Source organism: Alcanivorax sp. NBRC 102024, from assembly GCF_001602235.1.
Classification (GTDB): Bacteria; Pseudomonadota; Gammaproteobacteria; order Pseudomonadales; family Alcanivoracaceae; genus Alcanivorax.
On the sequence record NZ_BDAS01000003.1, the window covers coordinates 188,730 to 215,662 of the forward strand.

The window sequence follows — 26,933 nt, forward strand, 5'->3', positions numbered from 1 at the left end:
CGTCGAAATGCGGTCTTTTGCCAGCAGCAAAAGTGGCCAAAACAGAAAATCAAACTGAGCCAAATCAGCAGCTTATTTGATCAACCTTGTGTAGAACCCGAACTTTGCACGGCAAACGATGACAGGAATTGAAACCCGCCCGTGCGAAAAAAACAGGCCTGACGCGCGCAACATGACAGGCCTGACCAGGAGAGGGGGATACGACTATTGGAAGGGATTTTTCGGTCAGACGAAGTACATCAACAACCATTCTGCAATCAGTGCGGGTTTGTCTTCGCCTTCAATCTCAACGGTAAAGGAAAAAGTCAGCAACCACTGGCCATCGCGTTTTTCTTTCGCATCCAGCAGGGTCGCCACGGCACGAACCCGCTTCCCCTCTTTTACCGGAGCCATGAACCGCAGCTTGTCGAAGCCATAGTTCATTGCCATTTTCATGCCCTTGGGCATAAGAAAACCGTCGATGGACGCTTGCAGGTAAGGCAGCAGGGACAGGGTCAGATAACCATGGGCAATGGTGGTGCCAAACGGGGTGTTCTTTGCCTGTTCAGGATCCACATGAATAAACTGATGATCCAGAGTCGCATCGGCGAAAGCGTTAATTCTGTCCTGATCGATCTGAAACCAATCAGACGCGCCCAATTCCTTTCCTACGTATTCGGTCAGCGAGGCAACCTCAACCACTTTCATCGTAACGCGCTCCTCAAATGTGTTTTTCCCGAAGCTTAGCCTTCCTCAGCAAGTCAATACATGACCCTTTCAGATATCAGCCCGATCCGGTCTGGTGCTTTTGGTCAGTCAACCGTTGTTGTTATCAAGAAAAACATTCATTGCATGCGCCACCTCTTTCGGGGCTTCCATATGCAAATGATGTCGGCCCGGCAAGCGCACCACCGTGGCATTCGACAGCCACTCAAGACGGTGATCAAACATACCGTTGCCCCCCATCCCCTGCTCGCCAAGAATCAGGCAGACGGGAGCCTGAATGGCACGCACAAACCCCTCCACCTGTTCTTCAGTGAGCCGCAGCGATGAGGTAAGCCGCAGGCGGCTGTCCGCCCGCCAGGTCCAGCCACCATCCACCGGCATTAAACCCCGCTCGCTCAGTAATGCGGATGCATCCCGACTCAAGCCTCCAAAACCCCGGGTGCGAGCCTCGACCGCATCGGCAATCTCCGTGTACACCGGTTTGCGCTTGTCGGCCAGCGCCATCATGTCATCCAGTGCCTTGCGCAGGGTTTTGGCCACATCTTCAGCGGCGGTGGTGGGAGGCCCCAGCCCTTCAATCAATACCAACCGGGAGACCCGTTCCGGCAATGCCGCGGCAAACAGACAGGCAATCCCGGCTCCCATGGAATGTCCCACCAGAGTGAATCGCTGCCAGCCAAGTTGATCGGCCACAGCCAGCACATCGCGCACATGGTCCACCAGGTGCGTCACTACGCCATCCGGACGATGATCAGAATGACCATGGCCGGAGAAATCCAGGGCCACCATGGGACGCTGCCACTGTGTTGCCAGCGGCATAAAGGACGCGGCGTTATCCAGCCAGCCATGCAGAGCCAACACCGGCTCACCCTGGCCGTCCCAGCTGAGGGCAGCCAGGGTTTGTCCGAAAACGTGAAATTTCTTCTCTTTTGCAGCCATTATCCTGCCTCCCCCTGCTGAAGCGTTTGCAGGGTTTCACGAAACAGGGCCAGGGTCTGTTCAGGCTTCTCCAGTGGATACATGTGCGATCCCTCTGCAATGCGGTGAAGCATGCCGTGACGGCGCACATGCCGCCTGGCACTGTCGAGGAAGGGAGATGGCGATCCCTTGCCGGTGATAATCGCCCCCGGCACTTTCAGCCTTGGCATACGGGTGGCAGTCGTAGGGGTATGGCGAAAAATATCGACTTCCACCTCCGGGCGAAAACGCAATCGCCAACCGCCCTCCCAAGGCTCCAGACCCGCACGCAAATAATCTGCCAGGCAACGGGGATCAAAGGCCCTGAACAGGCCACGCGTGGAAAAGTAACTTTCCACGGCGTCCCAATTCGGCCAGTAATCCAGGCGGCCCTTGCTTTTGCCCGCCGGGGTTACCCGGTCAATCATGCCGGTCAGCTTGGCCACCTGCATCAAGGTCCCGTGCCAGCCATTCATCATCGGTGGGTCCAGCATAATCAGCGCGGAAAACCACTCCGGCCGCCGTTGCGCGACCAGATACATCACCACCGAACCCAGCGAGTGTCCTGCGCCAACCAACGGCTTGGGCAACGATGCCAGGCTGGCTTCCAACTCCAGGCTCAGACTGTGCCAACCCGTATCCACCGGATACGCCGGGTTGTGGCCCAGGCGATCGATGATGGTGATATCAAATTCATCCGCCAATGGCGCCAGGAAGGTGTCGTAACTGTGCCCGGGTATACCGTTGGCGTGGGCGAAGACCAGCGTCTGGCGACCGGCAGAAACTGCTGACATGGTGTCTCCCTGGGTTGCGGATCGAATAAAAAGAGACATCATAGCCCCATCTGTTCACCCTCGACCATGTCCGAAAACGCCACAGCGTTGCCTGCCTTCGCCATCTTTTGTTGGTGTACAATGCCGGCACAAAGGAGGCTCCATGACCCTGATTTCATTCAACATCAATGGTATTCGCGCCCGTCTGCACCAATTGCAGGCCGTCATCGATAAATATCAGCCGGCCGTTATCGGCCTGCAGGAAACCAAGGTCCATGACCCGGAATTTCCCGAACAGGCTGTCCGCGACATGGGTTACCACCCTTACTATTTCGGGCAGAAAGGCCATTATGGCGTGGCACTGATAACCCGTGAGCCTCTTGAATCCGTGCAGTACGGCTTCCCCTCCGACGAGGAAGACGCCCAACGTCGTATGATCATCGGCACCCTGCGGCACACCGATGGCTCTGCCATAACGGTACTCAATGGTTATTTCCCCCAGGGGGAAAACCGCGAGCACCCGACCAAATTTCCTGCCAAGGAGAAGTTCTACCAGGACTTGCAGCAATACCTGGATAGCCATCACCAACCCGGCGAGCAAGTGGCGGTGATGGGCGATTTCAATATTTCCTCCACCGATCGGGATATCGGCATCGGCGAGGCCAACCGTAAACGCTGGCTTCGCGAAGGCAAAACCAGCTTCCTGCCGGAGGAACGGGAATGGTGGCAGCGCCTGATTGACTGGGGTCTGACTGACACTTTCCGGCATCAGAATCCGCACACCGATGATATTTTTTCCTGGTTTGATTATCGCTCCCGGGGGTTCGAGCGAGAACCACGCCGGGGCCTGCGCATTGATACGGTGCTGGCCACCGCGCCTCTGCTGGAAAAACTGGACAGCACCGGCGTTGACTACGAGCTACGCGGCATGGAAAAGCCCTCTGATCACTGCCCGGTCTGGGCACGGTTTCGCGGTTGAACCATGAAAATCAAATTGCACCCGGAAAAGCTCAAGCTCAATCTGGATACCCTCGGTTTTATCATCGACCTGTTCATGATCGGTCTGGTGATACTCAACCTCGGGCTGATCCTGTTTGACTGGCTTTTCCAGGTTCCCCCTGTCCAGGAATTCCTGGCCGGGATGACGCCAGGGTTTCATGCTTTCTACCGGGACACGATTCACAGCAACTTCCTGTTCTACGACCTCTGTTTCGTGGCCGTCTACCTGACGGAGTTCGTGATCCGCTGGATCGTCGCCATTGCCAGGGGCACTTACCACCGCTGGTTTTTCTATCCCTTTGCCCACTGGTACGACCTGCTTGGTTGTATCCCGGTGGGCAGCTTCCGCTGGTTGCGGATCCTGAGGGTGGTTGGCCTGCTCATGCGCTTGCAGCGCATGGGAATCATCGACCTCTCGCAAACCTGGCTGGGCCAGACCATTCTCAAGTACTACAACATTGTGGTGGAGGAGATTTCTGACCGGGTAGTGATCAATGTCCTGAGCGGCGCCCAACGGGAAATTGGGGGTGGCAGCCCCCTGCTTCATCGCATTGAGTCCCAGGTGCTGGCCCCACGCCAGGATAAACTGGTCAGTTTCATCGCCACGCGCATCGCCGATGCCACCCAGAAAAGCCACGGCCAGTACCGGGATCAACTGGCGGAATATTTCGCGCATCTTACCGACGAATCACTGACACGCACCCAGGCGGGCAAGCGGTTGGCGGCCATACCGGTCGCCGGGCCCCGCGCCATCGCACTGCTCGGCGAAGCCGTCCGGGAAACCGGTACCGCCTTTGTGGACCAGCTGGTCGACGACCTGGCCTCACCGGCCAACCGGCAACAACTGGAGCAACTGCTGCATGACCTGATCGGCGCCGCCAAGGGCGAAGGGGAGCAGCTGGATCAATTGATCCGCGATACCCTGATGGATGTGCTGGAGCAGGTAAAAGCCCAGATAGCCGTGCAACAATGGAAGCTGGAAGAGCAAGACGGCCCCGAAAAAAGTTGATACCATCGTCTAGGACTAAAGTCTCAGCGGCTACGCCAACCGGATCACAGCATGAGCACCAACACTGAATCCAGCGACGACAATCTGCAACTGCCTCGCTCCCGCATTCTGCTTGTGGATGATACCCCGCAGAATCTGGTCGCTCTGGAGGTTGTGCTGGAAGACATGGACTGCGACCTGGACAGTGTCACCAGTGGCAATGCCGCCCTGGCCAAGCTGCTCAAGCACGATTACGCCCTGGTTTTGCTGGACGTACAAATGCCGGAAATGGACGGTTTTGAGGTGGCAGATATCATGCGCTCTCACCAGCGTACCCAGACTGTGCCGATCATTTTTGTGACTGCCATCTCGAAAGAAACACGCTTTGTGCAACAAGGTTACCGCAGTGGTGCCGTAGACTATCTGTTCAAGCCCATCGATCCTCAACTGTTGCAAAGCAAGGTCAGCTTTTTCCTCAGCCTTGACCAACAGAAGAAGCGGCTGGAAGCGAAACTGGCCCAGGCCCGTCGCTCGGAAGCCGAGATGAAAGCGCTTTACGGCGAGCCGCCCGAGTAAACGGGCCCCACAACAAACGGTCAGGACGACCCGAAAAAACAGCATGGCCATCAGACTTCCCGGATACCGTATTACCGAGCGCCTTGGCAAGGGCGGAATGGCCCATGTGTTTCTGGCAACACAGCATTCCTTCGAACGCCAGGTTGCAATCAAGATTCTCTCCCCCTCCCTTGCCCTGGAGCCGAGTTTTGCCGAGCGCTTCATGCAGGAAGCCCGCACCGTTGCCAGCCTTAATCACCCGCATATCGTGCCGGTTTACGATGTGGGCGAACACGAGGGCTATTATTATCTGAGCATGGAGTACGTCACCGGGGGCAGCCTGAAACAGCGCATCCGGGACGGGCTGGAACCCCGGCAGGCTGAGACGGTTCTCCGTCAGTTGGCCGGCGCACTGGACTATGCCGGCCAGCACGGTTTTATTCACCGGGATGTGAAGCCGGACAATGTGATGTTCCGGGCCGACGGCTCAGCCCTGCTGATGGATTTCGGTATCGCCGCAAACATCCTTCGTGATACCTCCGTCACCGGCAGCACCAGCGTCATGGGCACGCCCAAATACATGAGCCCGGAGCAGCATCGCCGCCAGCCTTTGACACCACAATCCGATCTTTACTCTCTGGGCTGCGTATTCTACGAGATGCTCACTGGCAAGCCGCCCTACACGGGGGATGATGCCAGCGCCATGGCCCAGGCCCATCAGCGCGAGCCCATTCCCCTGCTACCGGTCAAACTCCGCCACTATCAGCCGTTACTCCGCCAGTTACTGGCCAAGTCGCCCGCGGACCGACCACAAAGTGGCACCGCCATTACCGAGCTGCTCGATAATCTGGAGTCACCGGAACATTACACCCGGGAACGGGCCCGCTACCGGCCACAGGAAACGGGCATCAACAGTGCCCTGGCGCCTCGCCTGCGACTCAAGGAAACCAAGGCGGGAATGAGCTGGAGAGGCAATCTCTACCAGTACGACATCTATCTGGTGGCTGACGACTTCGAGCAATTTCAGTCTCATTTCCCGGTACTGCGCTCCGCCCTTCAGGATTGGCATCAACAAAGAGGCTCACGCTGCAAGAGCGTCACGATCAAAGCGACCCTACACCCCTGGATCAGCGGCCGGGTAAAACAGTATCTCAAGGAACTTCGCCAGTCCGATGATCTGGCGTTCCTGGGGCGACTGCCAATGCAGCTAAACCTGGTGGCTGCCGATGGCCAACCCATCGAGAGGCTGGCCTGGGAGCCGGAATCCGAATCGGGTTAGCACACCTCATGAATCCTTGCCGCACAAGGCGCTGTAAGCTTCGTCGCTGACGGGTCAGGGAATAACGGACAATACTGCGGACATAAAAAAAGCACCAACACGGGTTGGTGCTCTAGGATCTGCCTAAGTTGATGCGACGCAAGGAGACATCGCATTCCCCCCCCTTAGGTGGTTCCGATGACACCCTTCAGGAGTCTGCCATGCGTTCCGGTGCCATCAGGGTCAGACTAGGACAATCACAACGGGCCTGACCAGCGGATTACGGCGAACGGTAGAGAGTGTGTTATCAGGGGTAGCGTTTGGCGGATCAGCGGCCAGCCACCGCCTCTCCCGGGCTACGCAGCCACAACAGTCGGGCACCCCCTGCGGCAGCCACGTCCACATCCAGGCTGGCGACCGTTCCCACATTGAAACCAATACGCTCTGCGGAACCGGTCCAGCTTGCCGTCAGCTGCGCCACTAACGGCATATGACTGACCAGCGCGGTATTCTCCGCGGGGGGATTCGCAAGCAGCCAATCGAACAGCTCTCCGGGGTGGGCATCCGGAACCAACTGCTCACAGGTGACTCGTGGCAGATCACCATAGACCTGCTGGATACAGTCAGCCGTCTGCTGGGCCCGCACATAAGGACTGGCAATCAGCGCTGAAACGGTAATGCCGCTGCTGCGCATCTGCTGCCAATGCGCCAGCAAGGCTGCCCTGCCGGTTTCGGTCAATGGCCGCTCAGCATCGGTGGGGGCCTGGGAAACAGCCTGGCCATGTCGGCTGAGATACAACCTCACAACCCGGGTCCCGCCAGTTGGAACTCCACATCGTGCTTGTATTCCCCACTCATCAGCTGCTGGATTACCAGTTCCAGTGGCTGGCCATGGTAGACGATCTGGTAGAGCGCCGTGGCCAACGGCATGTAGACCCCCAGCTCGGCGGCCTTGTCCGCCACCAGTTTGATGGTATTGATACCCTCTGCGGTCTGGCCAAGGCTTTCTATCGCCTCTTCCAGGGTCTTGCCCTGCCCCAGCTGGAACCCCACCTGATAGTTGCGGGACAGGGAGGAGCTACAGGTGGCAATCAAATCCCCCACCCCTGAAAGACCCAGGAACGTCATCGGGTTGGCACCCAGCTCCACAGCAAAACGGCTCATTTCCGCCAGGGCGCGGGTAATCATAAAGCTGCGGCTGTTTTCACCGACGCCGATGGCCGCAGCCATGCCGGACGCCACCGCATAAATATTCTTTAACGCGCCGCCAAGCTCCACGCCGTAGATATCCGGGTTGTCATAAACCCGAAAGTAATCGCAGCTGAGGGCAGTCTGCACCACTTGGCAAAGCGTCTCATCCGGGCTTGCCACCACGGTGCCACTGAATTTCTGCTCCACGATTTCCTTGGCCAGATTGGGACCACTGAGAGCACCGATACGGGCGTGGGGCCACTCCTGCTGCAGCACTTCGCTCATCAGCAGAAAGCCTTCAGCATAAATGCCTTTGGTACAACTGATGGCCAGGGTATCGGCGGGGACCCACTCTTTCGCTTGACGCAAAACCTCAACGAACGCCTTGCTGGGGATAGCCACAAACACCAGAGAGGCCTGGTGCAAGGCCTCTTCCAGGCTATCAGTGGCGTTCACTCCGGCGGGCAGTTCTGCGCCGGGCAGATAACGGCTGTTCTCGCGGTCCATATTGATCGCGGCAGCGGTTTCCGGGTCTCGCACCCAGATATTCACTCGATGACCATTGGCGGCCAGGATACTGGCCATGGCGGTGCCAAAGCTGCCACCGCCCAGAATTGTTGCGTTATGTCTTTCCTGCTCCATACGGAACGCCTTGTATAGCAGCTTTTGAGGCATCATAAGCGCCCATCGAAGCAGAGACAACGGAAGCCTCATCAAGCCTGGATCGAAACCACCTGTAGGAGCGCCTCTTGAGGCGCGAACCTCGCGCCAGCGAGGAAATCGCCGCAGGCGATCAAGCCTGTCAGAGCTCAACTTGTGCCAATAGAAAGGACAAGGCAAAGATACCGCTGTCCTCGCTACGCTCGGTTCGCGCCTCACCAAGCGAAGCGAAGGAACGCCTGCAAGGCAGCCCCGAAGGGGTGAGCGAAGCGAATAGTCAGCGCTCCTACAGGGGGCTATCACAACGCTCTGACAAGAAGCTCCTGCAGGCGTCGTGCGGTGGCCGCCGGGTCCTTGGGCAACTGCCCTTCCGCCAGCATGGCCTGGTCCAGCAGCAGTGCGGCCAGATCGTCGAACCGTTCGCCCTCTTCCATCCCTGCCAACGCCTGCAACAGACCGTGATCCAGATTCACCTCCAGCACCGGCTTGTTTTCCGGTACCGGCTGACCGGCAGCTTCCAGCATGCGGCGCATTTGCGGCCCCAGCTGATCTTCGGCCAACACCAGACATGCGGGGGAATCCACCAGGCGTGAGGTGGCCCGGACCGCTTCTACCCGTTCAGCCAGGGTGGTGCCCAGGCGGGCAATCAACGGATTATCGTTATCCGCTTTTTCCTCCTGATCCCCCAGATCCAGCTCGCCACGGGCCGCATTGACCAGCTTCACGTCCTGATAGCTGTCCAGGTAGCTGACCATCCACTCATCCACCGGATCGCTGAGTAACAACACCTCAATGCCCTTCTTGCGGAACACTTCCAGATGCGGACTGTTTTCTGCCGCTGATGGACTGTCGGCAAGCAGATAATAGATCTTGTCCTGATCCGCGGGTTTGTTCTCAAGATACTGATCCAGTGAGGTGGCCGCCTTGCCTGGCTGTTTGCTAGTGGCAAACCGCAACAGCGCAGCGATCGCCTGCTGATTGTCCCGGTCTTCGCCAATGCCTTCCTTGATAACCTGACCAAACTGGGACCAGAAGGTGGCGTATTTTTCCTCGTCCTTACCCAGTTTCTTGAGCATCTGCAGCACCCGCTTGGTCAGGGCGGCACGGATTTTCTGTACCGGACCATAGTCCTGCAGCAACTCCCGGCTCACGTTCAGAGGCAGGTTTGGCGCGTCAATGACCCCTTTGATAAAACGCAGATACTGCGGCAGGAACTGCTCCGCATCATCCATGATGAAAACGCGTTGCACATAGAGCTTAAGGCCACGATTGGCATCGCGGTGGTAAAGATCAAAAGGCGCTCGGGCAGGGATATAAAGCAGACTGGTGTATTCCAGCTTGCCCTCGACCTTGTTGTGGCTCCAGTTCAGGGCATCCTGAAAATCATGGCTGATATGCTTGTAGAAATTCTGGTACTCCTCATCACTGATCTCCTGACGAGGGCGCTGCCACAGGGCCGTGGCCGAATTGAGAGTCTCGGTTTTCTCCTCTTCCCCATCATCGCCCGGGGTAACAAGCGTGATCGGAAATGCCACATGATCCGAATACTGGTGAACCACCTGGCGAACCTTGAAATCATCCAGAAACTCACGGGCATCCTTGCGTAGATGCAGAATCACCGCCGTACCCTGCTCGGCCCGCTCAATGGTCTCTACGGTAAACTCGCCCTGGCCATCGCTTTCCCAACGCACACCCGCTGACACATCGGTACCGGCCTTACGGCTTTCTACGGTTACCCGATCGGCCACAATAAAGGCGGAGTAGAAGCCCACACCAAACTGACCGATGAGCTGGGCGTCTTTCTTCTGATCACCACTGAGCGAGGCCAGGAATTTTTCGGTGCCGGAACGGGCGATCGTGCCCAGGTTCTCGATCACTTCCTCCTGGTTCATGCCAATACCGTTATCGGCAATGGTCAGGGTGCCCGCCGCCTTGTCTATCCGCAGGCTGATGGCAGGGTCACTCCCGGACTCGAGCAGGGACGGCTCATCCAATGCCATGAAACGCAATTTGTCGCAAGCATCCGAGGCATTGGAGATCAGTTCGCGAAGAAAAATTTCCCGGTTGCTGTACAGGGAATGAATCATCAGGTGTAACAGGCGGGAGACTTCTGCCTGAAAACCATGGGTTTGTTTTTCTACGGACACGGCTGACTCCTATGGGCGTTAATCACCCGGGAGTAATAGGGGCAGCCGGACTTTTTTCAAGGGCCAGGGAGACTCTGAGTAACGCCTTGCAAGCTCGGTCTTTCAGAGACGCCCTGGGAAGGTCATCGTTTGATCTGCTGGGCCAGGGCCGACTGCAAATCCGGAAAGCGGAACACGAAACCCTGCTGCTCCAGACGACGGGGATAGACCCGCTGCCCACCCAGCAGGATGTCTGACTGCTCACCCAACCCGGTACGCAAGGCGATTGACGGGACGCGCAAAAAAGCAGGACGCTTCACGGCACTGGCCAGCGAGCGATGAAACTCGCGCTGGGTGACAGGGCCAGGCGCAGTCGCGTTGAACACGCCATCGATCCCCGGAGTCTCTACCGCCCGGACCAGAATCGCGACCATGTCATCAATATGGATCCAGCTCAGCCATTGGCTACCGTCGCCGAGCATGGCGCCAAGGCCAAGGCGGTAAACCGGCAGCAGCTTGCCCAGCATGCCGCCATCACGCCCCAGCACAATGCCGGTGCGCACCAGACAAAGCCGAACACCCTGCCGGGAAACCGGTCGCGCCGATTGCTCCCAGGCATCGCAAAGCAGGTATCCGAAGTCACGCTTGCGGGCAGAGCTGTCTTCGGTCAGTTCCGCATTGCCCGCATCACCATAAAAACCCACCGCCGAGCCGGATACCATGACTGCCGGCTTGCGCTGCAACCGGGACACCAGGCTGACCAGCTGCTGGGTGACGCCGATACGGGAATCGAACAGCACCTTTTTGCGACGCTCCGTCCAGCGACCGGCAAACAGGCTTTCCCCGGCCAGGTTGATGATACCGTCAATGGCATCATCATCGGCAATGTCATCCAGGCTCGACACGATACGGGTTTCCTCCGGCAGCACCTTGGCTGCCCGGCGCGGACGCCGACTGAGCACTACCAGTTCGTGCCCATGGGCCGCCAGGCGCCGGCACAAATGCTGGCCGATAAAACCACTGCCTCCGGTTATCAGTATCTTCAACGTACCGCCTCAACTTTTTGAATGCTGTTCATGTCATAGAAGTATTCGATGTTGCCTGCTCCCATCGCCACACTCAAGGTCAAATGATCCTCGCTCACCGCTTGCAGGATCCCTGTCCGTGTCGCGACCCCGGCGGCAGTAATGGTCACGGATTTGCCGACCAGGGCACGCAATTCCCTGAGCTTGGCGGAGATGGCCTCTTCCGGCTGCGGCTCCTGCTGCAACCGCTCAGGCTGGACTGGCGCTGCCTCATTGTCAGGGGCAATGACCACCTCACTGCCAGTGTCCGACTCCGAGATCAGATCAATCCGCTGTCCATTGGACAAGGTCACGGATTTGAGCTCTTCGTCTGACACACTACGCTCAACATTGCCGCTGCCAACATTCATGACGAGCCACAGACGATTACCGCTGACCCGTCGTAGTACGCCATCAAGCTGTCGACCACTTTGGGTTTCCAGCAGCACTTTCTTGTCCACATAAGCGACCAGCTCCGGGAAGGTCTTTTCCACCGGCGGCTGAGCCTTTGGCTGTTCTGGTGCCGCTTTCTCGAAGGTGGGGGTGACCAGCGTGGCGCCACCCTCTGACGGTGGTGTAATCACCCGTGTTTCCATCGAGCCCGGCACCACTGCCCAGCCAACCTCGCTTTTCTCCAGGCGCACATGCCGTTGCTCCACCGCACCATTGGTCAACACCACCCGGGCCATTACCTGACCACTGGCCTCGGCACGCCTCAGCTGGACATGCTCAGCCTTGACGGATTCCAGCAGCCCCTCCGGGAACTGGGTCACCAGATACTCTTCGGCCACATGGGCCAGGGTATCATCGTGATCGAAGTGCAGATCAACCTCCCCATTACGATAACGAAGGTGGTTGGAATACGCCGTGAAGTCGCCGACCAGGTAGCTTTTGAAACTGTCCGGCATGACAAGGACCATGGACCCGGAAAGCTGGCCGGTATCCAGCGGGGCCAGGGCCAGTTCCAGACGGTAGCCCCCGGAAAAGATACGGGTTTCCGGGTAATCCTGGCCATCAGGCTTCCAGGAAAGATGCACTACCGGCGCCTCTTCATCGGACGGGTTCACCAACAATGAACGGCGCTCGGTAATGTCTTGCGGATTCCAGCCCAGCAGAATGCGCACTTCCAACTCGGGAAGAAAGCCTTCCCCCTGACTGGCGGTCAGCACGCCATCAATCAATGCCACCCGATCATAGCGAAACCGTTGACCGTGCAGGCGCCCCGAAAGGGCTTTGCCCTGCCCTTCCACCACCAGCAACGCCGCTTTCTCGGAGGTCACGAAAGAAGTACTGGACGCCATATTATCGCCCCGCAACACCTGGCCAGCCTGGCCCGCCAGATTCTGCCGGGTAGACGGCTCCAACAGGGTTTGTCCGGTTGCCAGGAACAAGGCAACGCCAACCGCGGCCGTCAGCAGCGACGCAACACGGCCCAGCGCCCACCACCGGTACTCTTCCCAGTGCTGCTGTACCTGCCCCAGGCTTGCCAGTGGCACCAGAAAAAACAGAGCGCTATGCCCCCGACTGGCGGCCTCGTGCATCAGTCCCAGGGTGCTGATGATAAAGCCACTTACCCCAATAATGATCAGCAGTTCTGCCATCTTCTTATTCTCTCAGCGGATGATTCCTCAACGGAGCGTTGAGCAGGCTTCTTGAAGCATGTTTGCCGCACTAACCTTCAGACCAGAGTCTGCCGGTTACAGACATAGCGTTGGCCCGTTGGCTCCACTTTACAAAGCCGCGCCCGGGCATTCCAGCACTTAAGTGACTGATTTTGCTATCCGGCAGCCAGGTATGATCTCCATCACATTCGGCATTGTCTGCAGCGGCCGGGGCAACGCCCCCGGCGCCGTCGGGCGCGCCTGCCACCACCACTCATCATCGGAAATAAAAAAAAACTTGTAAGGGAGAAAATCAGCAGATATATAGGCGCTGAGGACGTTAGGAAACCGGTACTCCGGGCCTGACTAGCCGATTAACAGGTTGTTTGAGGAGGTCAGACACAGGAGGCCACCATGAGTAACCGTCGTAATGAGCAAGACCTTGATTCGGAAGATCTGCTGATGAACGAAGATTTCGATATTCTGGATGACGACATGGACGATGAGGAGCAGGAAGAGCGCAGCGCGCGCTCCAGGGCTTTCAACATGGACATGCGCCATCGCATCGAAGATCGCCTGGAGGAGCGGCGCCTGAAAAAGGAACTCAATGAATACGAGTTCTTTAATCTGGACGACGACGTACTCCACTAACAAAAAGGCCGGCAAATGCCGGCCTTTTTGTCGATGCGGAGGGCGATTTACCAGCCCGTCGCTTCTTTGACAGCCTTGCCGATTTCCGCAGGGTTCCGCACAGTTGTCACTCCGGCCGCTTCCAGAGCAGCAAACTTCTCGTCCGCAGTCCCCTTGCCGCCAGCAATGATGGCACCAGCATGCCCCATGCGCTTACCCGGAGGCGCCGTCACCCCGGCAATGTAGCTGACTACCGGCTTGGTCACATGCTCCTTGATATAGGCTGCCGCTTCATCTTCTGCAGTGCCCCCGATCTCACCGACCATGACAATGGCTTCAGTCTGGGGATCGTTCTGGAACAGTTCCAGGGCATCGATAAAGGTGGTGCCGGGAATCGGGTCGCCGCCAATACCGATGCAGGTAGACTGACCAAAACCCAGCTTGGTGGTCTGGTTGACCGCCTCATAGGTCAGGGTGCCAGAGCGGGATACGATACCCACCTTGCCCGGCTGGTGAATGTGACCGGGCATGATACCGATCTTGCACTCACCGGGAGTGATCACACCCGGGCAGTTGGGGCCGATCAGGCGTACGCCGCCCTTGCGAGTGATGTATTCCTTCACGTACAGCATATCCAGCGCAGGAATGCCCTCGGTAATACAGACGATCAGCTCCACCCCTGCATCGGCAGCTTCCAGAATGGAGTCTTTGCAGAACGGTGCCGGCACATAGATCACACTGGCAGTGGCGCCGGTTTCGGCAACCGCTTCAGCCACGGTGTTGAACACCGGCAAGCCCAGGTGAGTCTGGCCGCCCTTGCCCGGAGTCACACCGCCAACCATCTTGGTACCGTATTCGATGGCCTGCTCGGAATGAAAGGTGCCCTGGCTGCCGGTAAACCCCTGGCAGATGACTTTGGTGTTCTTGTCGATCAGTACGCTCATGCGGCACCTCCCACTGCTTTCACTACCTGCTCGGCAGCATCGTCAAAACTTTGCGCGGCGATGATGTTCATGCCACTTTCTGCCAGCTTCTGGGAGCCCAGCTCCGCATTGTTACCTTCCAGGCGAACCACCACAGGTACGGTCACACCTACTTCCTCCACGGCTCCGATAATGCCCTCGGCGATCAGATCGCAGCGAACGATACCACCGAAGATGTTAACCAGAACGCCTTTTACCTGATCATCGGAGAGGATGATCTTGAAGGCTTCGGTGACCCGCTCCTTGGTGGCGCCACCGCCCACATCCAGGAAGTTGGCCGGCGCACCGCCTTTGAGCTTGACCAGATCCATGGTGCCCATGGCCAGGCCGGCACCGTTGACCATGCAGCCGATGTTGCCGTCCAGGGCCACGTAGTTGAGATCCCACTCTGCAGCACGGCGCTCACGCTCGTCTTCCTGGCTGGGGTCTTCCAGGGCCTTGATGTCCGGGTGGCGGTACAGTGCTGAGCCATCCACGTTGATCTTGGCATCCAGGCAATGCAGATCGCCCTGGTCCGTGATCACCAGGGGGTTCACCTCGATCAATGCCAGATCCTTGTCTTCAAACAGCTTGGCCAGGCCCACAAAGATTTTGGCGAACTGGCCGACCTGCTTGCCCTCAAGGCCAAGTTTGAAAGCGATCTCTCGGGCCTGGTAGGGCTGTGCACCCACCAGCGGATCCACCTCTGCCTTGAGGATCTTTTCCGGGGTCTCTTCCGCAACAGTTTCGATATCCACGCCACCTTCTGTGGAGGCCATGAACACGACTCGTCGGGAGGCACGGTCAAACACCGCGCTCAGATAGAGTTCCTTGGCGATATCCGTGCAGGTTTCCACCAGAATCTTGGACACCGGCTGACCGTGTTCATCGGTCTGGAACGTGACCAGGTTTTTGCCCAGCCATTGCTTGGCAAACTCCGCCGCTTCTTCCGGGCTGTTGACCAGCTTCACGCCCCCGGCCTTGCCCCGGCCTCCCGCGTGCACCTGGGCTTTTACCACCCACTTGTCACCACCAATTTCTCTGGTTTTGGCTGCGACCTCTTCAGGAGTATCGCAGGCGAAACCGGTAGAAACTGGCAGACCATAATCAGCAAAAAGCTGCTTTGACTGATATTCATGGAGATTCATGCCAATACTTCCATATCAATGAATGAGTGGCGCCCGTGTCCAGACGCCGTCACTTCGCGACCGTTCTGCGGCGTTATTTCTTGCGCCGACGCTGCGCCACGTGGATTGCCTTGTAATCCACGGCCAGGGCGGCTTCATGAACGGTTTCCGACAGGCTCGGATGACCGAACACCATCAGTTGCAAATCTTCGATGGTGGCGCCGAATTCCATCGCCACCACGCCTTGCTGGATCAACTCGGACGCCTGAGGACCGACCACATGCATGCCGAGAATGCGGTCGGTCTTTTCATCCGCCACAAACTTCACCATGCCCCCGGTCTCACCAGCCGCCATGGCGCGACCATTGGCCGCAAATGGCACCGCACCGGTCTTGTAGGCTTCCCCGGATTCCTTCACTTCTTCTTCGGTCTTGCCCACCCAGGCCACTTCCGGATGGGTATAGATCACCCCCGGGACGGCATCGTAGTTGACCTGAGTGTGCTCACCGGCAATCACCTCGGCCACCATCACACCTTCTTCGATGGCCTTGTGAGCCAGCGCCGGACCGCGCACCAGATCACCGATGGCGTAGACACCGGGCACATCCGTGCGGCACTGGCTGTCCACGTAGACGAAATTACGCTCGTCCAGGCTGACACCGGCATCCTGGCTGAGCAGGCCCTCGGTGTAGGGGCGACGGCCCACCGCGACAATCAACCGATCGAAGGTTTCCTGCTGGTCCCCGTCTTTATCGGTAAAGTTGACCACGACCTGGTTCTTTTTCACCTCGGACCCGGTGACCCGGGCGCCAAGGCGGATATCCAGACCCTGTTTACTGAACTGTTTCCGGGCATCCTTGGCGATCTGTTGATCCACCGTGGGCAGGAAGGTATCCACCGCTTCCAGGACCACCACTTCACTGCCGAGCCGGGCCCAGACACTGCCCAGCTCCAGCCCGATCACGCCTGCACCAATCACGCCAAGACGTTTGGGCACTTCGGGTAGATCCAGCGCGCCGGTCGAGTCGACGATCAGCTTCTGATCGATCGGAGTGGGCGGAATTTCCACCGGCACAGAACCTGCGGCGAGAATGATGTTCTCGGCCTGCAAGGTCTGGGCATCCCCTTCCAGCGGCGTAAACTCCACCTGCTTGCCACTTTTCAGCTGGCCGGAGCCTTGCAGCCAGGTCACCTTGTTGGCCTTGAAAAGTTGGGCGATACCACCGGTCAGGTTGCGGACGATGGTGTCCTTGCGCTTGTGCATGGCATCCAGATCCAGGCTCACATCACCCAGTTTGATGCCATGGTCCGCCAGAGAGCTCTGCGCTTCGTGATACTTCCAGGAAGAATCCAGCAACGCCTTGGAGGGAATGCAGCCCACGTTCAGGCAGGTACCGCCCAGTGCCGGCTCATCCTGTTTGTTGATCCGTTTTTCAATGCAGGCCGTGTTGAAACCCAGTTGCGCACAACGAATGGCAGCCACATAACCGCCGGGGCCACCACCGATGACAATGACGTCGTACTTGTCAGCCATGATCTATTCCTTCAATCGCTGGCACGCTTCACGCAACACGCTGGCACGCCCTTAGCGTGGTTGCGTGCCGACGTGATGCGTGCAGGCATACATTCAGATATCCAGCAGCAAACGCGCCGGATCTTCGATAAAGTTTTTCACTGCCACCAGGAACTGCACCGCTTCCTTGCCATCAATCAAGCGGTGATCGTAGGACAGCGCCAGGTACATCATCGGCAGAATTTCCACCTTGCCGTCCACGGCCATGGGACGTTCCTGGATTTTGTGCATACCGAGGATGGCGGTCTGCGGCGGGTTGAGAATGGGCGTGGAAATCAGTGACCCGAACACCCCGCCATTGGAAATGGTGAAGGTGCCACCGGTCATTTCCTCAATGGAAAGCTTGCCCTTCTGGGCCTTCTGACCGAACTCGATGATCTGTGATTCCACTTCTGCCAGACCACGCTGGTCCGCATCGCGAATCACCGGCACCACCAGCCCGCGCTCGGTGGACACCGCCACACCCACGTCGTAGTAACCGTGGTACACGATATCCTCACCGTCGATAGAGGCATTCACCGCCGGGAAACGCTTCAGCGCTTCCACACAGGCACGGGTAAAGAAGCCCATGAAGCCCAGACGCACGTTGTGGGCCTTTTCGAATTCCGGCTGGTAATGCTTGCGCATATCCATGATCGGCTTCATGTTGACCTCGTTGAAGGTGGTCAACATGGCGGAGTTCTGCTGGGCAGACACCAGACGCTCGGCGATACGCTTGCGCAGGCGGGTCATCGGTACCCGACGCTCTTCGCGCTCGCCCGGCGTTGCCGGCACATCCACGGTAGCGGGCTGCTGCGGAGCCGGCTGGCTGGCCCGCTTCTCTTCCTTGGCGCTGATGGTTTTTTCCACATCCGCCTTGGTAATACGGCCACCCTTGCCAGTACCCGTTACCTGTTCCGCGGCCACGCCGTGCTCGGTCATCAACTTGCGGGCAGCCGGACCCGCCTGGTCCGACGCGCTGTCATCATCACTGGCAGACTCACTGGCTTTCGCCGGTGCTTCTGCCGGTTCCTCTTTCTCTTCTTCCGCCGGTGCCGAATCGGCCTTGTCACCGGACGGCGCAGCACCACCGCTGGCGCCCTCTTCGAAATGACCCAGCACCTGCTGGCTCTCAACCGTGTCGCCTTCACCGGCGAGAATCTTGCTGACTACACCGTCAGCCGGTGCCACTACTTCCAGCACCACCTTGTCGGTTTCAATATCCACCAGCAGCTCATCACGCTTGACCGCTTCACCTTCCTGCTTGTGCCAGGTGGCTACGGTGCCGTCCGCTACTGATTCGGGAAACTGCGGTGCTTTGATATCAGTCGCCATGCCTAATCCTTATTTACTTGATCTCGAAGGCGTCCTGGACCAGACGCTGCTGTTGTTCCACATGAAGGGCCATGGACCCGGCCGCCGGCGCGGCAGCCATATCCCGACCTGCGTAATGCACCCGCAGGTCTCCGACCTCACGGGCCACCCGATACATATGGTGTTGCGAGCAATACCAGGCGCCCTGGTTCATGGGTTCTTCCTGACACCACACCAGGGTTTCCAGATTGGGGTATCCCTCCAGCACTTGCTGAAGACGCTGTTCCGGGAACGGGTAAAGCTGCTCGACACGAATCAGCGCAGTGTCGTTCAAATCATCACTGTCCCGCTTCTCCAGCAGGTCGTAGTACACCTTGCCAGAGCACATCACTACCCGTTTCACCTTGTCACGATCCAGCTCTGCAGGATCATCCAGCACGGTACGGAAAATACCGTCGGCCAGCTCTTCCAGTGTGGAGATGGCTTTCTTGTGCCGCAGCAAACTCTTCGGGCTCATGATCACCAGCGGCTTGCGCAACGGGCGGACTGCCTGACGGCGAAGCAGGTGGTAAATCTGGGCCGGGGTGCTGGGCACGCAGACCTGCATGTTGTGCTCTGCGCACAGCTGCAGGAAACGTTCCAGTCGAGCGGAGGAATGCTCCGGCCCCTGCCCTTCGTAGCCATGGGGCAACAGCATGGTGAGACCACACAGGCGGCCCCACTTTGCTTCCCCGGAGGAGATGAACTGGTCGATCACCACCTGGGCACCATTGGCAAAATCGCCGAATTGCGCCTCCCAGATCACCAGGGTCTTGGGGGTGGTGGTGGAATAGCCGTACTCGTAACCAAGCACCGCTTCTTCCGACAACAAGGAATCATAAATGTCGAAGCGCGGCTGCTCGTCATAGAGATGCTGCAGCGGCACATACTGCTCACCGTCTTTTTGGTTATGCAGAACCGCATGACGGTGGGAGAAGGTCCCGCGGCCGGAATCCTGGCCGGTGATACGGACATTAAAGCCCTGATCAATCAAGGTGGCATAGGCCAGGGTTTCCCCATAGCCCCAGTTCAGCGGCAAGGCCCCGGCCGTCATCTTGCGTCGGTCTTCAAGGATCTTCTTTACCTGACGCTGAACCACAAAGCCTTCCGGCGGCGTTTCCAGACGGGTAGCCAGATCCTGCAGTTTTTTCAGCGGATAGCTGGTATCCCAGTCATCTTCCACCTGATGACCGATATAGGGTGACCAGTCCACAAACAGTGACTTGTTTGGCTCGCGCACCAGCGATTTCACCACATGGTCACCCGCGTCCAGCATGTTGCGATAATCGTCAGCTGTTTTCTGCGCAGCCTGTTCACTGACTACGCCTTCCCTGACCAGACGTTCCGCGTACAGGGTTCGGGTGGTCGGGTGAGACTTGATCTTCTTGTACATCAACGGCTGGGTGGAAGACGGCTCATCCGCCTCGTTATGACCAAGCCGGCGATAACAGATCAGGTCGATAACCACATCCTTCTTGAACTGCATGCGGTAGTCCACGGCCAGCTGGGTAACGAAGTACACGGCTTCCGGGTCGTCCGCATTGACGTGGAAGATCGGCGCCTGAACCATCTTCGCCACGTCGGTGCAGTATTCCGTGGAACGGGCATCCTCACGTCGGCTGGTGGTGAAACCGACCTGATTGTTGATGATCACATGCAGGGTCCCGCCGGTCTTGAAGCCGCGGGTCTGTGACATCTGGAAGGTTTCCATGACCACACCCTGGCCGGCGAAAGCCGCGTCACCATGCAGCAAGATCGGCACCACCTGCTCGCCTTCAAAATCCTCACGGCGGTCCTGACGGGCCCGTACCGAGCCCTCCACCACCGGAGACACGATTTCCAGGTGAGACGGGTTGAAGGCCATGGCCAGGTGCACTTCGCCACCGGAAGTCTGCACGTTGGAGGAAAACCCCTGGTGATACTTCACATCACCGGAACCGGTTTCAATAAAGCTCTTGCCGTCAAATTCCTCGAACAGATCCTTGGGGCTCTTGCCCAGGGTGTTGACCAGCACGTTCAGGCGGCCCCGGTGGGCCATACCGATGACCAGTTCCTTGGCCCCGTAGCTGCCGACCCGCTGGATGATTTCATCCATCAGCGGAATCAGCGATTCACCGCCTTCCAGCCCAAAACGTTTGGTGCCGGGGTACTTGCTGCCCAGGTATTTTTCCAGGCCTTCCGCGGCGGAGAGACGTTCGAGGATATGCTTTTTGACGTCTTCGCCGTATTCCGGATGGCTGCGCACCCCTTCCATACGCTGTTGCAACCAGCGTTTTTCCGCGGTGTTGACGATATGCATATATTCGGCACCGACACTGGAACAATAGGTGCCTTGCAAGCAGTCAACAATTTCACGGAGGGTGGCTTCCGGTTTGCCGATAAACAGGTTACCGGTCTGGAATACGGTATCCAGGTCCGCGGGACTTAACCCGTGGTGTGACAACTCCAGATCCGGTACCGCTTCACGCTCCATAATCCCCAGCGGATCCAGCTTGGCCACCTGATGGCCCCGGTTGCGGTACGCCGCAATCAGGTGCAGCACACGCACCTGGCGCCGCTCGTGCTCAGTGCTGACAGCACTGGCGCCAAACTTTTGCACACGGGAGCGATTCTTGGCTTGTAGCAGGAAATATTCGCGAACAGCCGCATGGGGCACGTCGGACTCGACGGCGGCATCAACACTGGGGAGTTTTTCGAAGTAGACGCGCCAGTCTTCCGGCACAGAATTGGGGTCAGTCAGATAGGATTCGTACAGTTCGTCGACATAGGCGGCGTTGGCTCCTCCAATGTGGGAGGACTGCCATTGGCGCTGCATGGAACTGTCTTGCATGTCAGCTCGTTCCTTCAGCGGGAGGTGTCACACTCTGTGGTAACTGGTGTCACTGCGACCACAGGGGGGCGACCCTGTTCCCGTACGCTTTGTATTGTCCGGGACAGCGCCTTTTAAGCCCTGCCCCACCCATGAGATGCAACAAAACCACCCATCTTCACCGGGTTGGTGAGAGTGAGTGTTATGCCACGTCTCGACGAGGGATTACCTCGAACCGACGTCTAGTGTAGCCCTTTTATTTCGCTTTTGTTAGACGCCGTCTTGATAAAATAAGGTAACACTTTTTATGCCTGTCACTGCATTGGCGAAACGTCGAATAGACAGCGGTATTGCTCAACACCAGAAACAAAAAAGGCGGCCACATGGCCGCCTCCTTCGTTCGGGTCAGATACCCCGTTCCAGTAGCATGGAACGGATATGGCCAATGGCCCGGGTCGGGTTGAGCCCTTTCGGACACACGCTGACACAGTTCATGATGCCATGGCAACGGAACAGGCTGAACGGGTCGTCCAGTTTGCTCAATCGCTCTTCAGTGGCCGTATCGCGGCTGTCCGCCAGGAAGCGGTAGCTCTGCAACAGGGCCGCCGGACCCAGGAACTTGTCCGGGTTCCACCAGAAGCTCGGACAGCTGGTAGAGCAGCAGGCGCACAGGATGCACTCATACAGACCATCCAGCTTGGCACGATCTTCCGGAGTCTGCAGGCGCTCAATGGCCGGTGCCGGGGTGCTGTTCTGCAGGAACGGCTGCACTTTTTCGTACTGGTTGTAGAACATGCCCATGTCTACGACCAGGTCACGGATCACCGGCAGGCCGGGCAAGGGACGCAGGATCAGCGGCTTCTTGCCTTCCAGGACACCCGGTGCCACCTGGGACAGCTGCGTAATACAGGCCAGGCCGTTCTTGCCGTTCATGTTCATACCATCGGAACCACACACGCCTTCACGGCAGGAGCGACGGTAGGACATGGATTCGTCCTGCTCTTTCACCAGAGCCAGGATATCCAGCACCATGAGGTCTTTACCCTGGGTATCGACCTCATACTCCTTCATGGTCGGCTCGCGGTCCGTTTCCGGATTGTAGCGATAGATACTGACTTTCATCGTTAGCTCCCCTTAGTAGGTCCGCGCCTTGGGCTGGAAGGTGTCAACGGTCTTCGGCTTGAAATTCACCTCGCGCTTACCCAGCTTCTTGGCAGTGGGGTCGAAGATGGAATGGCACAGCCAGTTCTCATCATCACGATCCGGGTAGTCGTAGCGGGAATGCGCGCCACGGCTTTCGGTACGGCCTTCTGCGGCGATAGCAGTGGCTTCCGCCACCTCGAGCAGATTGTCCAGCTCCAGCGCTTCGATACGCGCGGTGTTGAACGGCTTGCTCTTGTCATCCAGATGCGCCTTGGAAATCCGCTCACGCAGATCCGCCAGTTTGGCCACACCTTCCGCCATCAGGTCACCCTTACGGAACACCCCGAAGTGATTCTGCATCACGCTCTGCAGCTCTTTGCGCAGGGCAGAAACAGATTCTCCACCGCTGGACTCATCCCAGCGACGCACACGGGACAGAGCCTGTTCGATATCAGAATCGGAAGGCTCATACTGGGTCATACCCTGACGCAGCTGGTCTTCGATAAAGAGACCGGCCGCACGACCGAATACCACCAGGTCCAGCAGCGAATTGCCGCCCAGACGGTTGGCACCATGTACAGATACACAGGCTACCTCGCCCACCGCGAAGAGACCGTTAACAAACTGGTCTTCGCCCTCATGGCCACCGGACAACTTGATCGCCTGACCGTGAACATTGGTGGGAATACCGCCCATCATGTAGTGACAGGTGGGAACAACCGGAATCGGCTCTTTCACCGGGTCGGTCTGGGCAAAGGTAATAGCCAGTTCACAGATGCCCGGCAGGCGGCTGTGCAGCACTTCCTCACCCAGGTGATCCAGCTTCAGGAACACGTGATCGCCATTGGGGCCGGCACCACGCCCATCCAGGATTTCCATCATCATGGAGCGGGCCACAACGTCACGGGACGCCAGGTCTTTGGCGTTCGGCGCATAACGCTCCATGAAGCGCTCGCCGTCCTTGTTGATCAGGTAGCCACCCTCGCCCCGGCAACCCTCGGTCACCAGCACACCGGCACCGGCAATACCGGTGGGGTGGAACTGCCACATTTCAATGTCCTGAACCGGCAGACCCGCACGCAGGGCCATGCCAACGCCGTCGCCGGTGTTGATCAGGGCATTGGTGGTGGAGGCGTAGATACGACCGGAGCCCCCGGTGGCAAAGACGGTAGCCTTGGCCTTGAAGAACACGGTTTCGCCGGATTCGATGTCGATGGCGATGACACCACAGACATTGCCATCAGCGTCTTTTACCAGCTCGGCGGCGTACCACTCGTTATAGAACTGGGTGCCGTTTTTCAGGTTTTGCTGGTACAGGGTGTGCAGCAGCGCGTGGCCGGTACGGTCAGCGGCCGCACAGGTACGGGCCGCCTGGCCACCCTCACCGAAGTTCTTGGACTGACCACCGAAAGGACGCTGGTAAATACGGCCTTCTTCGGTACGGGAGAACGGCAGGCCCATGTGGTCCAGCTCGAATACCGCTTCCGGGCCCACATTACACATGTATTCGATAGCGTCCTGGTCACCGATGTAGTCGGAGCCCTTGACGGTATCGTACATGTGCCAGCGCCAATCATCGTTGGGATCGGCAGACGCGATCGCACAGGTAATGCCGCCCTGGGCGGAAACGGTGTGCGAACGGGTCGGGAAAACTTTGGAAATCAGCGCGGTCTTGAAACCGGACTGGGCCATCTGCAGTGAGGCGCGCATACCGGCACCACCACCACCTACGACGATAGCGTCAAACGTAATAGTGCGAATGGACATGGATTACGCCCCTCCCCAGATCAGAACCAGACCCCACAGCAGGTACACCACCAGAGCCAGTGCAATTGCCAGCTGGGCAATCAGGCGAACGCCAGTGGCGGCTTTACCGAAGGTCAAGCTGGTCAGGTAGTCGGTGGTTACGCCCCACAGACCTACCCAGGTGTGTGCTGCAACAGAAACTACCAGCAGGGTGTTGGCAATCTGCATGCAGACAGAGCCCATCAGGGCTTTCCAGCTGCCATAGTCCAGATCGCCGGCAACCATCAGGTAGCCGAGCATGCCGATCAGGTAGACCCCGATGATCACGGCGGATACACGTTGAATGAGCCAGTCATACAGGCCGTTACGGCCCAGGCTCGTCACACTGGTTACCATATCCAGCCTCCTACCAGCAGAATCAGTACTACAGAAATGATGAATACCAGCTTGGCACCACGTCGGCCGCCTTCCAGGCTCTCACCCACGCCAGCGTCCATAACAAGGTGGCGAATACCTGCCACCAGGTGATACAGCAGTACTGCCAGAATGGCCCATACCACCAGCTTCACCAGCGGGGAGGTCATCAGTTCTTTCAGGTCCGCAAAGCTCTCGGGAGACGCCAGGGAGCGATCCAGCATCCACAGCAGAATCGGCAACGCCAGGAAAATGGCAACGCCGGTTACACGGTGGGTGATAGATGCTATAGCCGTGACCGGGAACTTGATCGTGCTCAGATCGAGGTTAACGGGTCGCTTATCGTTCACGGTAGCCTACTTATAGCCGGGCCCCAGGTTGGGGCGGTTGTCGGGAACTTTGGCAAAGTTGTTGAGATCAAAACGTGAAGTCTGATCTTAACAACCTCGCCCGGGCCGGGGTGGGCCCGCACAAAACCCCCAGTCAGAGGTTTCTGCCGGGCGGCAGTATATCGCCGCGCCCTGAGCAAAACAAACGCCGAGCACCTTAAACAGGCGATTAAGACAAAGTATCTTTCTCCTAACGCCTTGATTTACAATGCCGCACCGGATGTGAGCGCCACGAAAAGAGCCTGCACCACCCTGATGCAAAACGGGTTTATGGCCGTAACAAGCTGTTTACCCTACAAAAGTCTGACTCACCGGTTCCCGGGTTCGCGTTGACAAAGGTGTGTCAAAACTTTACCTTCCCCCGCGCTTTGGAGGACCTTCCTTGCCTTGAGGAACGTTCCCTCGTCCGCCAATGGAGAGATTCCCATGACCGAGAAGAAAGCCACTCTCAAGGTAGATGGTAAGGACCTGGACCTGCCTATCTACTCCCCCACCCTGGGCCGCGACGTTATCGACGTGTCCAAACTGGTAGCCAATGGTGTCTTTACCTTCGACCCGGGCTTTACCTCCACCGCTTCCTGTGAATCCAAGATCACCTTTATTGATGGTGAAGTGGGTAAGCTGCTGCACCGCGGCTACTCCATCGAGGAACTGGCTGGTAAGTCCGACTACCTGGAAGTGTGCTACACCCTGCTCTACGGCGAGTTGCCGACAGCTGAGCAGAAAGAGCAATTTGTCAGCACCGTTAAGAACCACACCATGGTGCATGAGCAGATTCGCAATTTCTTCAACGGTTTCCGCCGCGATGCTCACCCCATGGCCATCATGTGTGGCGTAGTGGGCGCCCTGTCCGCCTTCTACCACGACTCTCTGGACATCAATAATCCCGAGCACCGTGAAATCACCGCATACCGCCTGATCGCCAAGATGCCCACCATCGCGGCCATGTGCTACAAGTACGCGCTAGGCCAGCCCTTCATGTACCCGCGCAACGACCTGGGTTACGCAGAGAACTTCCTGCACATGATGTTCGGCAACCCCTGCGAAGAATCCAAGATCAGCCCGACCCTGGCCAAGGCCATGGATCGCATCTTCATCCTGCACGCTGATCACGAGCAGAACGCCTCTACCTCTACCGTGCGTCTGGCTGGTTCCTCCGGTGCCAACCCGTTCGCCTGTATCGCTGCCGGCATTTCTGCCCTGTGGGGCCCGGCACACGGTGGCGCCAACGAAGCCGTGCTGAACATGCTGGATGAAATCGGCTCCCTGGATAACATCGACACCTACATCGCCAAGGCCAAGGACAAGAACGATCCGTTCAAGCTGATGGGCTTCGGTCACCGCGTCTACAAGAACTACGACCCGCGTGCCACGGTAATGCGCGAGTCCTGCCACGAAGTGCTGGCCGAACTCGGTGTCAACGACCCGCAGTTGGAACTGGCCATGAAGCTGGAAGAGATCGCTCTGAGCGACCCCTACTTCAAAGAGAAGAAATTGTTCCCGAACGTGGATTTCTACTCCGGCATCATCCTCAAGGCGATCGGTATTCCGACCTCCATGTTCACCGTGATCTTCGCCCTGTCCCGCACCGTGGGCTGGATCGCACACTGGAACGAAATGATCTCCAACCCGTACAAGATTGGCCGTCCGCGTCAGCTGTACACCGGCGAGACCGAACGCGAGTTCGTACCGGTCAACGAGCGCAAATAAGCGCCCGTTATCGCCAGACAAAAAAACCGCCTCCGGGCGGTTTTTTTGTGCCTGAAGAAAAGCAGTTACGAGTTGAATGTTGCGAGCCACGAACCCAAAACCCTCTCGTGACTCCGCCTTTCGCTCCTCGAAACTCGCTTCTCGCTCACCAGCCAACACAGACTTCACCGCGCTGATTACACGCTATTACCGCCCTGCATTTGCGTGGTTGCCCCGTGCAT

23 protein-coding genes are annotated in these 26,933 nt (G+C 58.0%); 6 read left to right on the forward strand and 17 right to left on the reverse strand.

Features of this window, described 5'->3' with window-relative positions:
• Window positions 1-225: 225 nt before the first annotated feature.
• The 3 genes from A0251_RS07155 to A0251_RS07165 all read right to left on the reverse strand — a co-directional run bounded on the left by A0251_RS07155 (window position 226) and on the right by A0251_RS07165 (window position 2,456).
• Complete coding sequence (locus tag A0251_RS07155; protein ID WP_062816167.1) at window positions 226-687, reverse strand: MaoC family dehydratase; 462 nt, start codon at window positions 685-687, stop codon at window positions 226-228.
• Window positions 688-795: 108 nt separating this feature from the next.
• Window positions 796-1,644 (reverse strand): alpha/beta fold hydrolase, encoded by an 849-nt coding sequence (locus tag A0251_RS07160; protein WP_062816168.1) that lies wholly within the window; start codon window positions 1,642-1,644, stop codon window positions 796-798.
• The gene (locus A0251_RS07165; RefSeq protein ID WP_062816169.1) at window positions 1,644-2,456 is read right to left on the reverse strand and encodes an alpha/beta fold hydrolase; all 813 of its coding nucleotides are present in this window, start codon (window positions 2,454-2,456) and stop codon (window positions 1,644-1,646) included. The genes A0251_RS07160 and A0251_RS07165 overlap by 1 nt, the downstream gene beginning before the upstream one ends.
• Window positions 2,457-2,598: 142 nt before the next feature.
• On the opposite strand from A0251_RS07165, the gene xthA reads away from it, so the two are divergent.
• The 4 genes from xthA to A0251_RS07185 are packed head-to-tail and all read left to right on the forward strand — an operon-like array spanning window position 2,599 to window position 6,256.
• Window positions 2,599-3,414, forward strand: a complete 816-nt coding sequence (gene xthA / locus A0251_RS07170; protein ID WP_062816170.1) for an exodeoxyribonuclease III — start codon at window positions 2,599-2,601, stop codon at window positions 3,412-3,414.
• Window positions 3,415-3,417: 3 nt separating this feature from the next.
• Window positions 3,418-4,443, forward strand: coding sequence for an ion transporter (locus tag A0251_RS07175; RefSeq protein WP_062816171.1), 1,026 nt, complete (start codon window positions 3,418-3,420; stop codon window positions 4,441-4,443).
• 51 nt (window positions 4,444-4,494) lie between these two features.
• Window positions 4,495-4,998: a two-component system response regulator gene (locus A0251_RS07180; RefSeq protein WP_062816172.1), complete on the forward strand. Its 504-nt coding sequence runs from the start codon at window positions 4,495-4,497 to the stop codon at window positions 4,996-4,998.
• Between the two features lie 43 nt (window positions 4,999-5,041).
• Window positions 5,042-6,256, forward strand: a complete 1,215-nt coding sequence (locus A0251_RS07185) for a serine/threonine-protein kinase (RefSeq protein ID WP_062816173.1) — start codon at window positions 5,042-5,044, stop codon at window positions 6,254-6,256.
• A gap of 307 nt (window positions 6,257-6,563) precedes the next feature.
• Here the strand turns inward: A0251_RS07185 and sixA are convergent, their stop codons facing one another.
• The 5 genes from sixA to A0251_RS07210 form a co-directional block, all read right to left on the reverse strand.
• Window positions 6,564-7,040, reverse strand: a complete 477-nt coding sequence (gene sixA, locus A0251_RS07190) for a phosphohistidine phosphatase SixA (RefSeq protein WP_062816174.1) — start codon at window positions 7,038-7,040, stop codon at window positions 6,564-6,566.
• Window positions 7,037-8,068, reverse strand: a complete 1,032-nt coding sequence (locus A0251_RS07195; protein ID WP_062816175.1) for an NAD(P)H-dependent glycerol-3-phosphate dehydrogenase — start codon at window positions 8,066-8,068, stop codon at window positions 7,037-7,039. Before A0251_RS07195 ends, sixA begins: the two co-directional genes overlap by 4 nt.
• A 317-nt stretch (window positions 8,069-8,385) precedes the next feature.
• Complete coding sequence (gene htpG, locus A0251_RS07200; protein ID WP_062816176.1) at window positions 8,386-10,233, reverse strand: molecular chaperone HtpG; 1,848 nt, start codon at window positions 10,231-10,233, stop codon at window positions 8,386-8,388.
• A gap of 122 nt (window positions 10,234-10,355) precedes the next feature.
• Window positions 10,356-11,258, reverse strand: a complete 903-nt coding sequence (locus A0251_RS07205) for a TIGR01777 family oxidoreductase (protein ID WP_062816177.1) — start codon at window positions 11,256-11,258, stop codon at window positions 10,356-10,358.
• Entirely contained in the window at window positions 11,255-12,877 is a 1,623-nt protein-coding gene (locus tag A0251_RS07210; RefSeq protein ID WP_062816178.1) for a hypothetical protein, read from the reverse strand. Before A0251_RS07210 ends, A0251_RS07205 begins: the two co-directional genes overlap by 4 nt.
• A 414-nt stretch (window positions 12,878-13,291) precedes the next feature.
• Here A0251_RS07210 and A0251_RS07215 point away from each other — a divergent pair, with 414 nt between their 5' ends.
• Window positions 13,292-13,528 carry a PA3496 family putative envelope integrity protein gene (locus tag A0251_RS07215; RefSeq protein WP_062816179.1) on the forward strand — a complete coding sequence of 79 codons (237 nt, stop codon included), beginning with the start codon at window positions 13,292-13,294 and terminating at the stop codon, window positions 13,526-13,528.
• A gap of 47 nt (window positions 13,529-13,575) precedes the next feature.
• Here the strand turns inward: A0251_RS07215 and sucD are convergent, their stop codons facing one another.
• From sucD to sdhC, 9 genes are all read right to left on the reverse strand, one after another.
• A complete protein-coding gene (gene sucD / locus A0251_RS07220) occupies window positions 13,576-14,451 on the reverse strand; it encodes a succinate--CoA ligase subunit alpha (protein WP_062816180.1) in 876 nt (291 codons plus the stop codon).
• On the reverse strand, window positions 14,448-15,617 hold the full coding sequence (sucC, locus tag A0251_RS07225; protein WP_062816181.1) for an ADP-forming succinate--CoA ligase subunit beta: 1,170 nt from the start codon (window positions 15,615-15,617) through the stop codon (window positions 14,448-14,450). Before sucC ends, sucD begins: the two co-directional genes overlap by 4 nt.
• A 73-nt stretch (window positions 15,618-15,690) precedes the next feature.
• Window positions 15,691-17,130: a dihydrolipoyl dehydrogenase gene (lpdA, locus tag A0251_RS07230; protein WP_062816182.1), complete on the reverse strand. Its 1,440-nt coding sequence runs from the start codon at window positions 17,128-17,130 to the stop codon at window positions 15,691-15,693.
• A gap of 93 nt (window positions 17,131-17,223) precedes the next feature.
• Complete coding sequence (odhB, locus tag A0251_RS07235) at window positions 17,224-18,483, reverse strand: 2-oxoglutarate dehydrogenase complex dihydrolipoyllysine-residue succinyltransferase (RefSeq protein WP_062816183.1); 1,260 nt, start codon at window positions 18,481-18,483, stop codon at window positions 17,224-17,226.
• Window positions 18,484-18,496: 13 nt separating this feature from the next.
• Window positions 18,497-21,331, reverse strand: coding sequence for a 2-oxoglutarate dehydrogenase E1 component (locus A0251_RS07240; RefSeq protein WP_062816184.1), 2,835 nt, complete (start codon window positions 21,329-21,331; stop codon window positions 18,497-18,499).
• A gap of 384 nt (window positions 21,332-21,715) precedes the next feature.
• Entirely contained in the window at window positions 21,716-22,432 is a 717-nt protein-coding gene (locus A0251_RS07245) for a succinate dehydrogenase iron-sulfur subunit (protein WP_062816185.1), read from the reverse strand.
• 12 nt (window positions 22,433-22,444) lie between these two features.
• Window positions 22,445-24,220, reverse strand: a complete 1,776-nt coding sequence (sdhA, locus tag A0251_RS07250; RefSeq protein ID WP_062816186.1) for a succinate dehydrogenase flavoprotein subunit — start codon at window positions 24,218-24,220, stop codon at window positions 22,445-22,447.
• A gap of 3 nt (window positions 24,221-24,223) precedes the next feature.
• Window positions 24,224-24,595, reverse strand: a complete 372-nt coding sequence (sdhD, locus tag A0251_RS07255) for a succinate dehydrogenase, hydrophobic membrane anchor protein (protein WP_062816187.1) — start codon at window positions 24,593-24,595, stop codon at window positions 24,224-24,226.
• A complete protein-coding gene (sdhC, locus tag A0251_RS07260; RefSeq protein ID WP_062816188.1) occupies window positions 24,589-24,963 on the reverse strand; it encodes a succinate dehydrogenase, cytochrome b556 subunit in 375 nt (124 codons plus the stop codon). The genes sdhD and sdhC overlap by 7 nt, the downstream gene beginning before the upstream one ends.
• Window positions 24,964-25,428: 465 nt before the next feature.
• Here sdhC and gltA point away from each other — a divergent pair, with 465 nt between their 5' ends.
• Window positions 25,429-26,712, forward strand: coding sequence for a citrate synthase (gene gltA, locus A0251_RS07265; RefSeq protein ID WP_062816189.1), 1,284 nt, complete (start codon window positions 25,429-25,431; stop codon window positions 26,710-26,712).
• The last annotated feature ends 221 nt before the right edge of the window (window positions 26,713-26,933 follow it).

Bases quoted from the DNA above. Each gene is read 5' to 3' on its own strand.
- A0251_RS07155 (WP_062816167.1), bottom strand. From the start codon at position 687: ATGAAAGTGGTTGAGGTTGCCTCGCTGACCGAATACGTAGGAAAGGAA.
- A0251_RS07160 (WP_062816168.1), bottom strand. From the start codon at position 1,644: ATGGCTGCAAAAGAGAAGAAATTTCACGTTTTCGGACAAACCCTGGCT.
- A0251_RS07165 (WP_062816169.1), bottom strand. From the start codon at position 2,456: ATGTCAGCAGTTTCTGCCGGTCGCCAGACGCTGGTCTTCGCCCACGCC.
- xthA (WP_062816170.1), top strand. From the start codon at position 2,599: ATGACCCTGATTTCATTCAACATCAATGGTATTCGCGCCCGTCTGCAC.
- A0251_RS07175 (WP_062816171.1), top strand. From the start codon at position 3,418: ATGAAAATCAAATTGCACCCGGAAAAGCTCAAGCTCAATCTGGATACC.
- A0251_RS07180 (WP_062816172.1), top strand. From the start codon at position 4,495: ATGAGCACCAACACTGAATCCAGCGACGACAATCTGCAACTGCCTCGC.
- A0251_RS07185 (WP_062816173.1), top strand. From the start codon at position 5,042: ATGGCCATCAGACTTCCCGGATACCGTATTACCGAGCGCCTTGGCAAG.
- A0251_RS07195 (WP_062816175.1), bottom strand. From the start codon at position 8,068: ATGGAGCAGGAAAGACATAACGCAACAATTCTGGGCGGTGGCAGCTTT.
- A0251_RS07210 (WP_062816178.1), bottom strand. From the start codon at position 12,877: ATGGCAGAACTGCTGATCATTATTGGGGTAAGTGGCTTTATCATCAGC.
- A0251_RS07215 (WP_062816179.1), top strand. From the start codon at position 13,292: ATGAGTAACCGTCGTAATGAGCAAGACCTTGATTCGGAAGATCTGCTG.
- sucD (WP_062816180.1), bottom strand. From the start codon at position 14,451: ATGAGCGTACTGATCGACAAGAACACCAAAGTCATCTGCCAGGGGTTT.
- sucC (WP_062816181.1), bottom strand. From the start codon at position 15,617: ATGAATCTCCATGAATATCAGTCAAAGCAGCTTTTTGCTGATTATGGT.
- lpdA (WP_062816182.1), bottom strand. From the start codon at position 17,130: ATGGCTGACAAGTACGACGTCATTGTCATCGGTGGTGGCCCCGGCGGT.
- odhB (WP_062816183.1), bottom strand. From the start codon at position 18,483: ATGGCGACTGATATCAAAGCACCGCAGTTTCCCGAATCAGTAGCGGAC.
- A0251_RS07240 (WP_062816184.1), bottom strand. From the start codon at position 21,331: ATGCAAGACAGTTCCATGCAGCGCCAATGGCAGTCCTCCCACATTGGA.
- A0251_RS07245 (WP_062816185.1), bottom strand. From the start codon at position 22,432: ATGAAAGTCAGTATCTATCGCTACAATCCGGAAACGGACCGCGAGCCG.
- sdhA (WP_062816186.1), bottom strand. From the start codon at position 24,220: ATGTCCATTCGCACTATTACGTTTGACGCTATCGTCGTAGGTGGTGGT.
- sdhD (WP_062816187.1), bottom strand. From the start codon at position 24,595: ATGGTAACCAGTGTGACGAGCCTGGGCCGTAACGGCCTGTATGACTGG.
- gltA (WP_062816189.1), top strand. From the start codon at position 25,429: ATGACCGAGAAGAAAGCCACTCTCAAGGTAGATGGTAAGGACCTGGAC.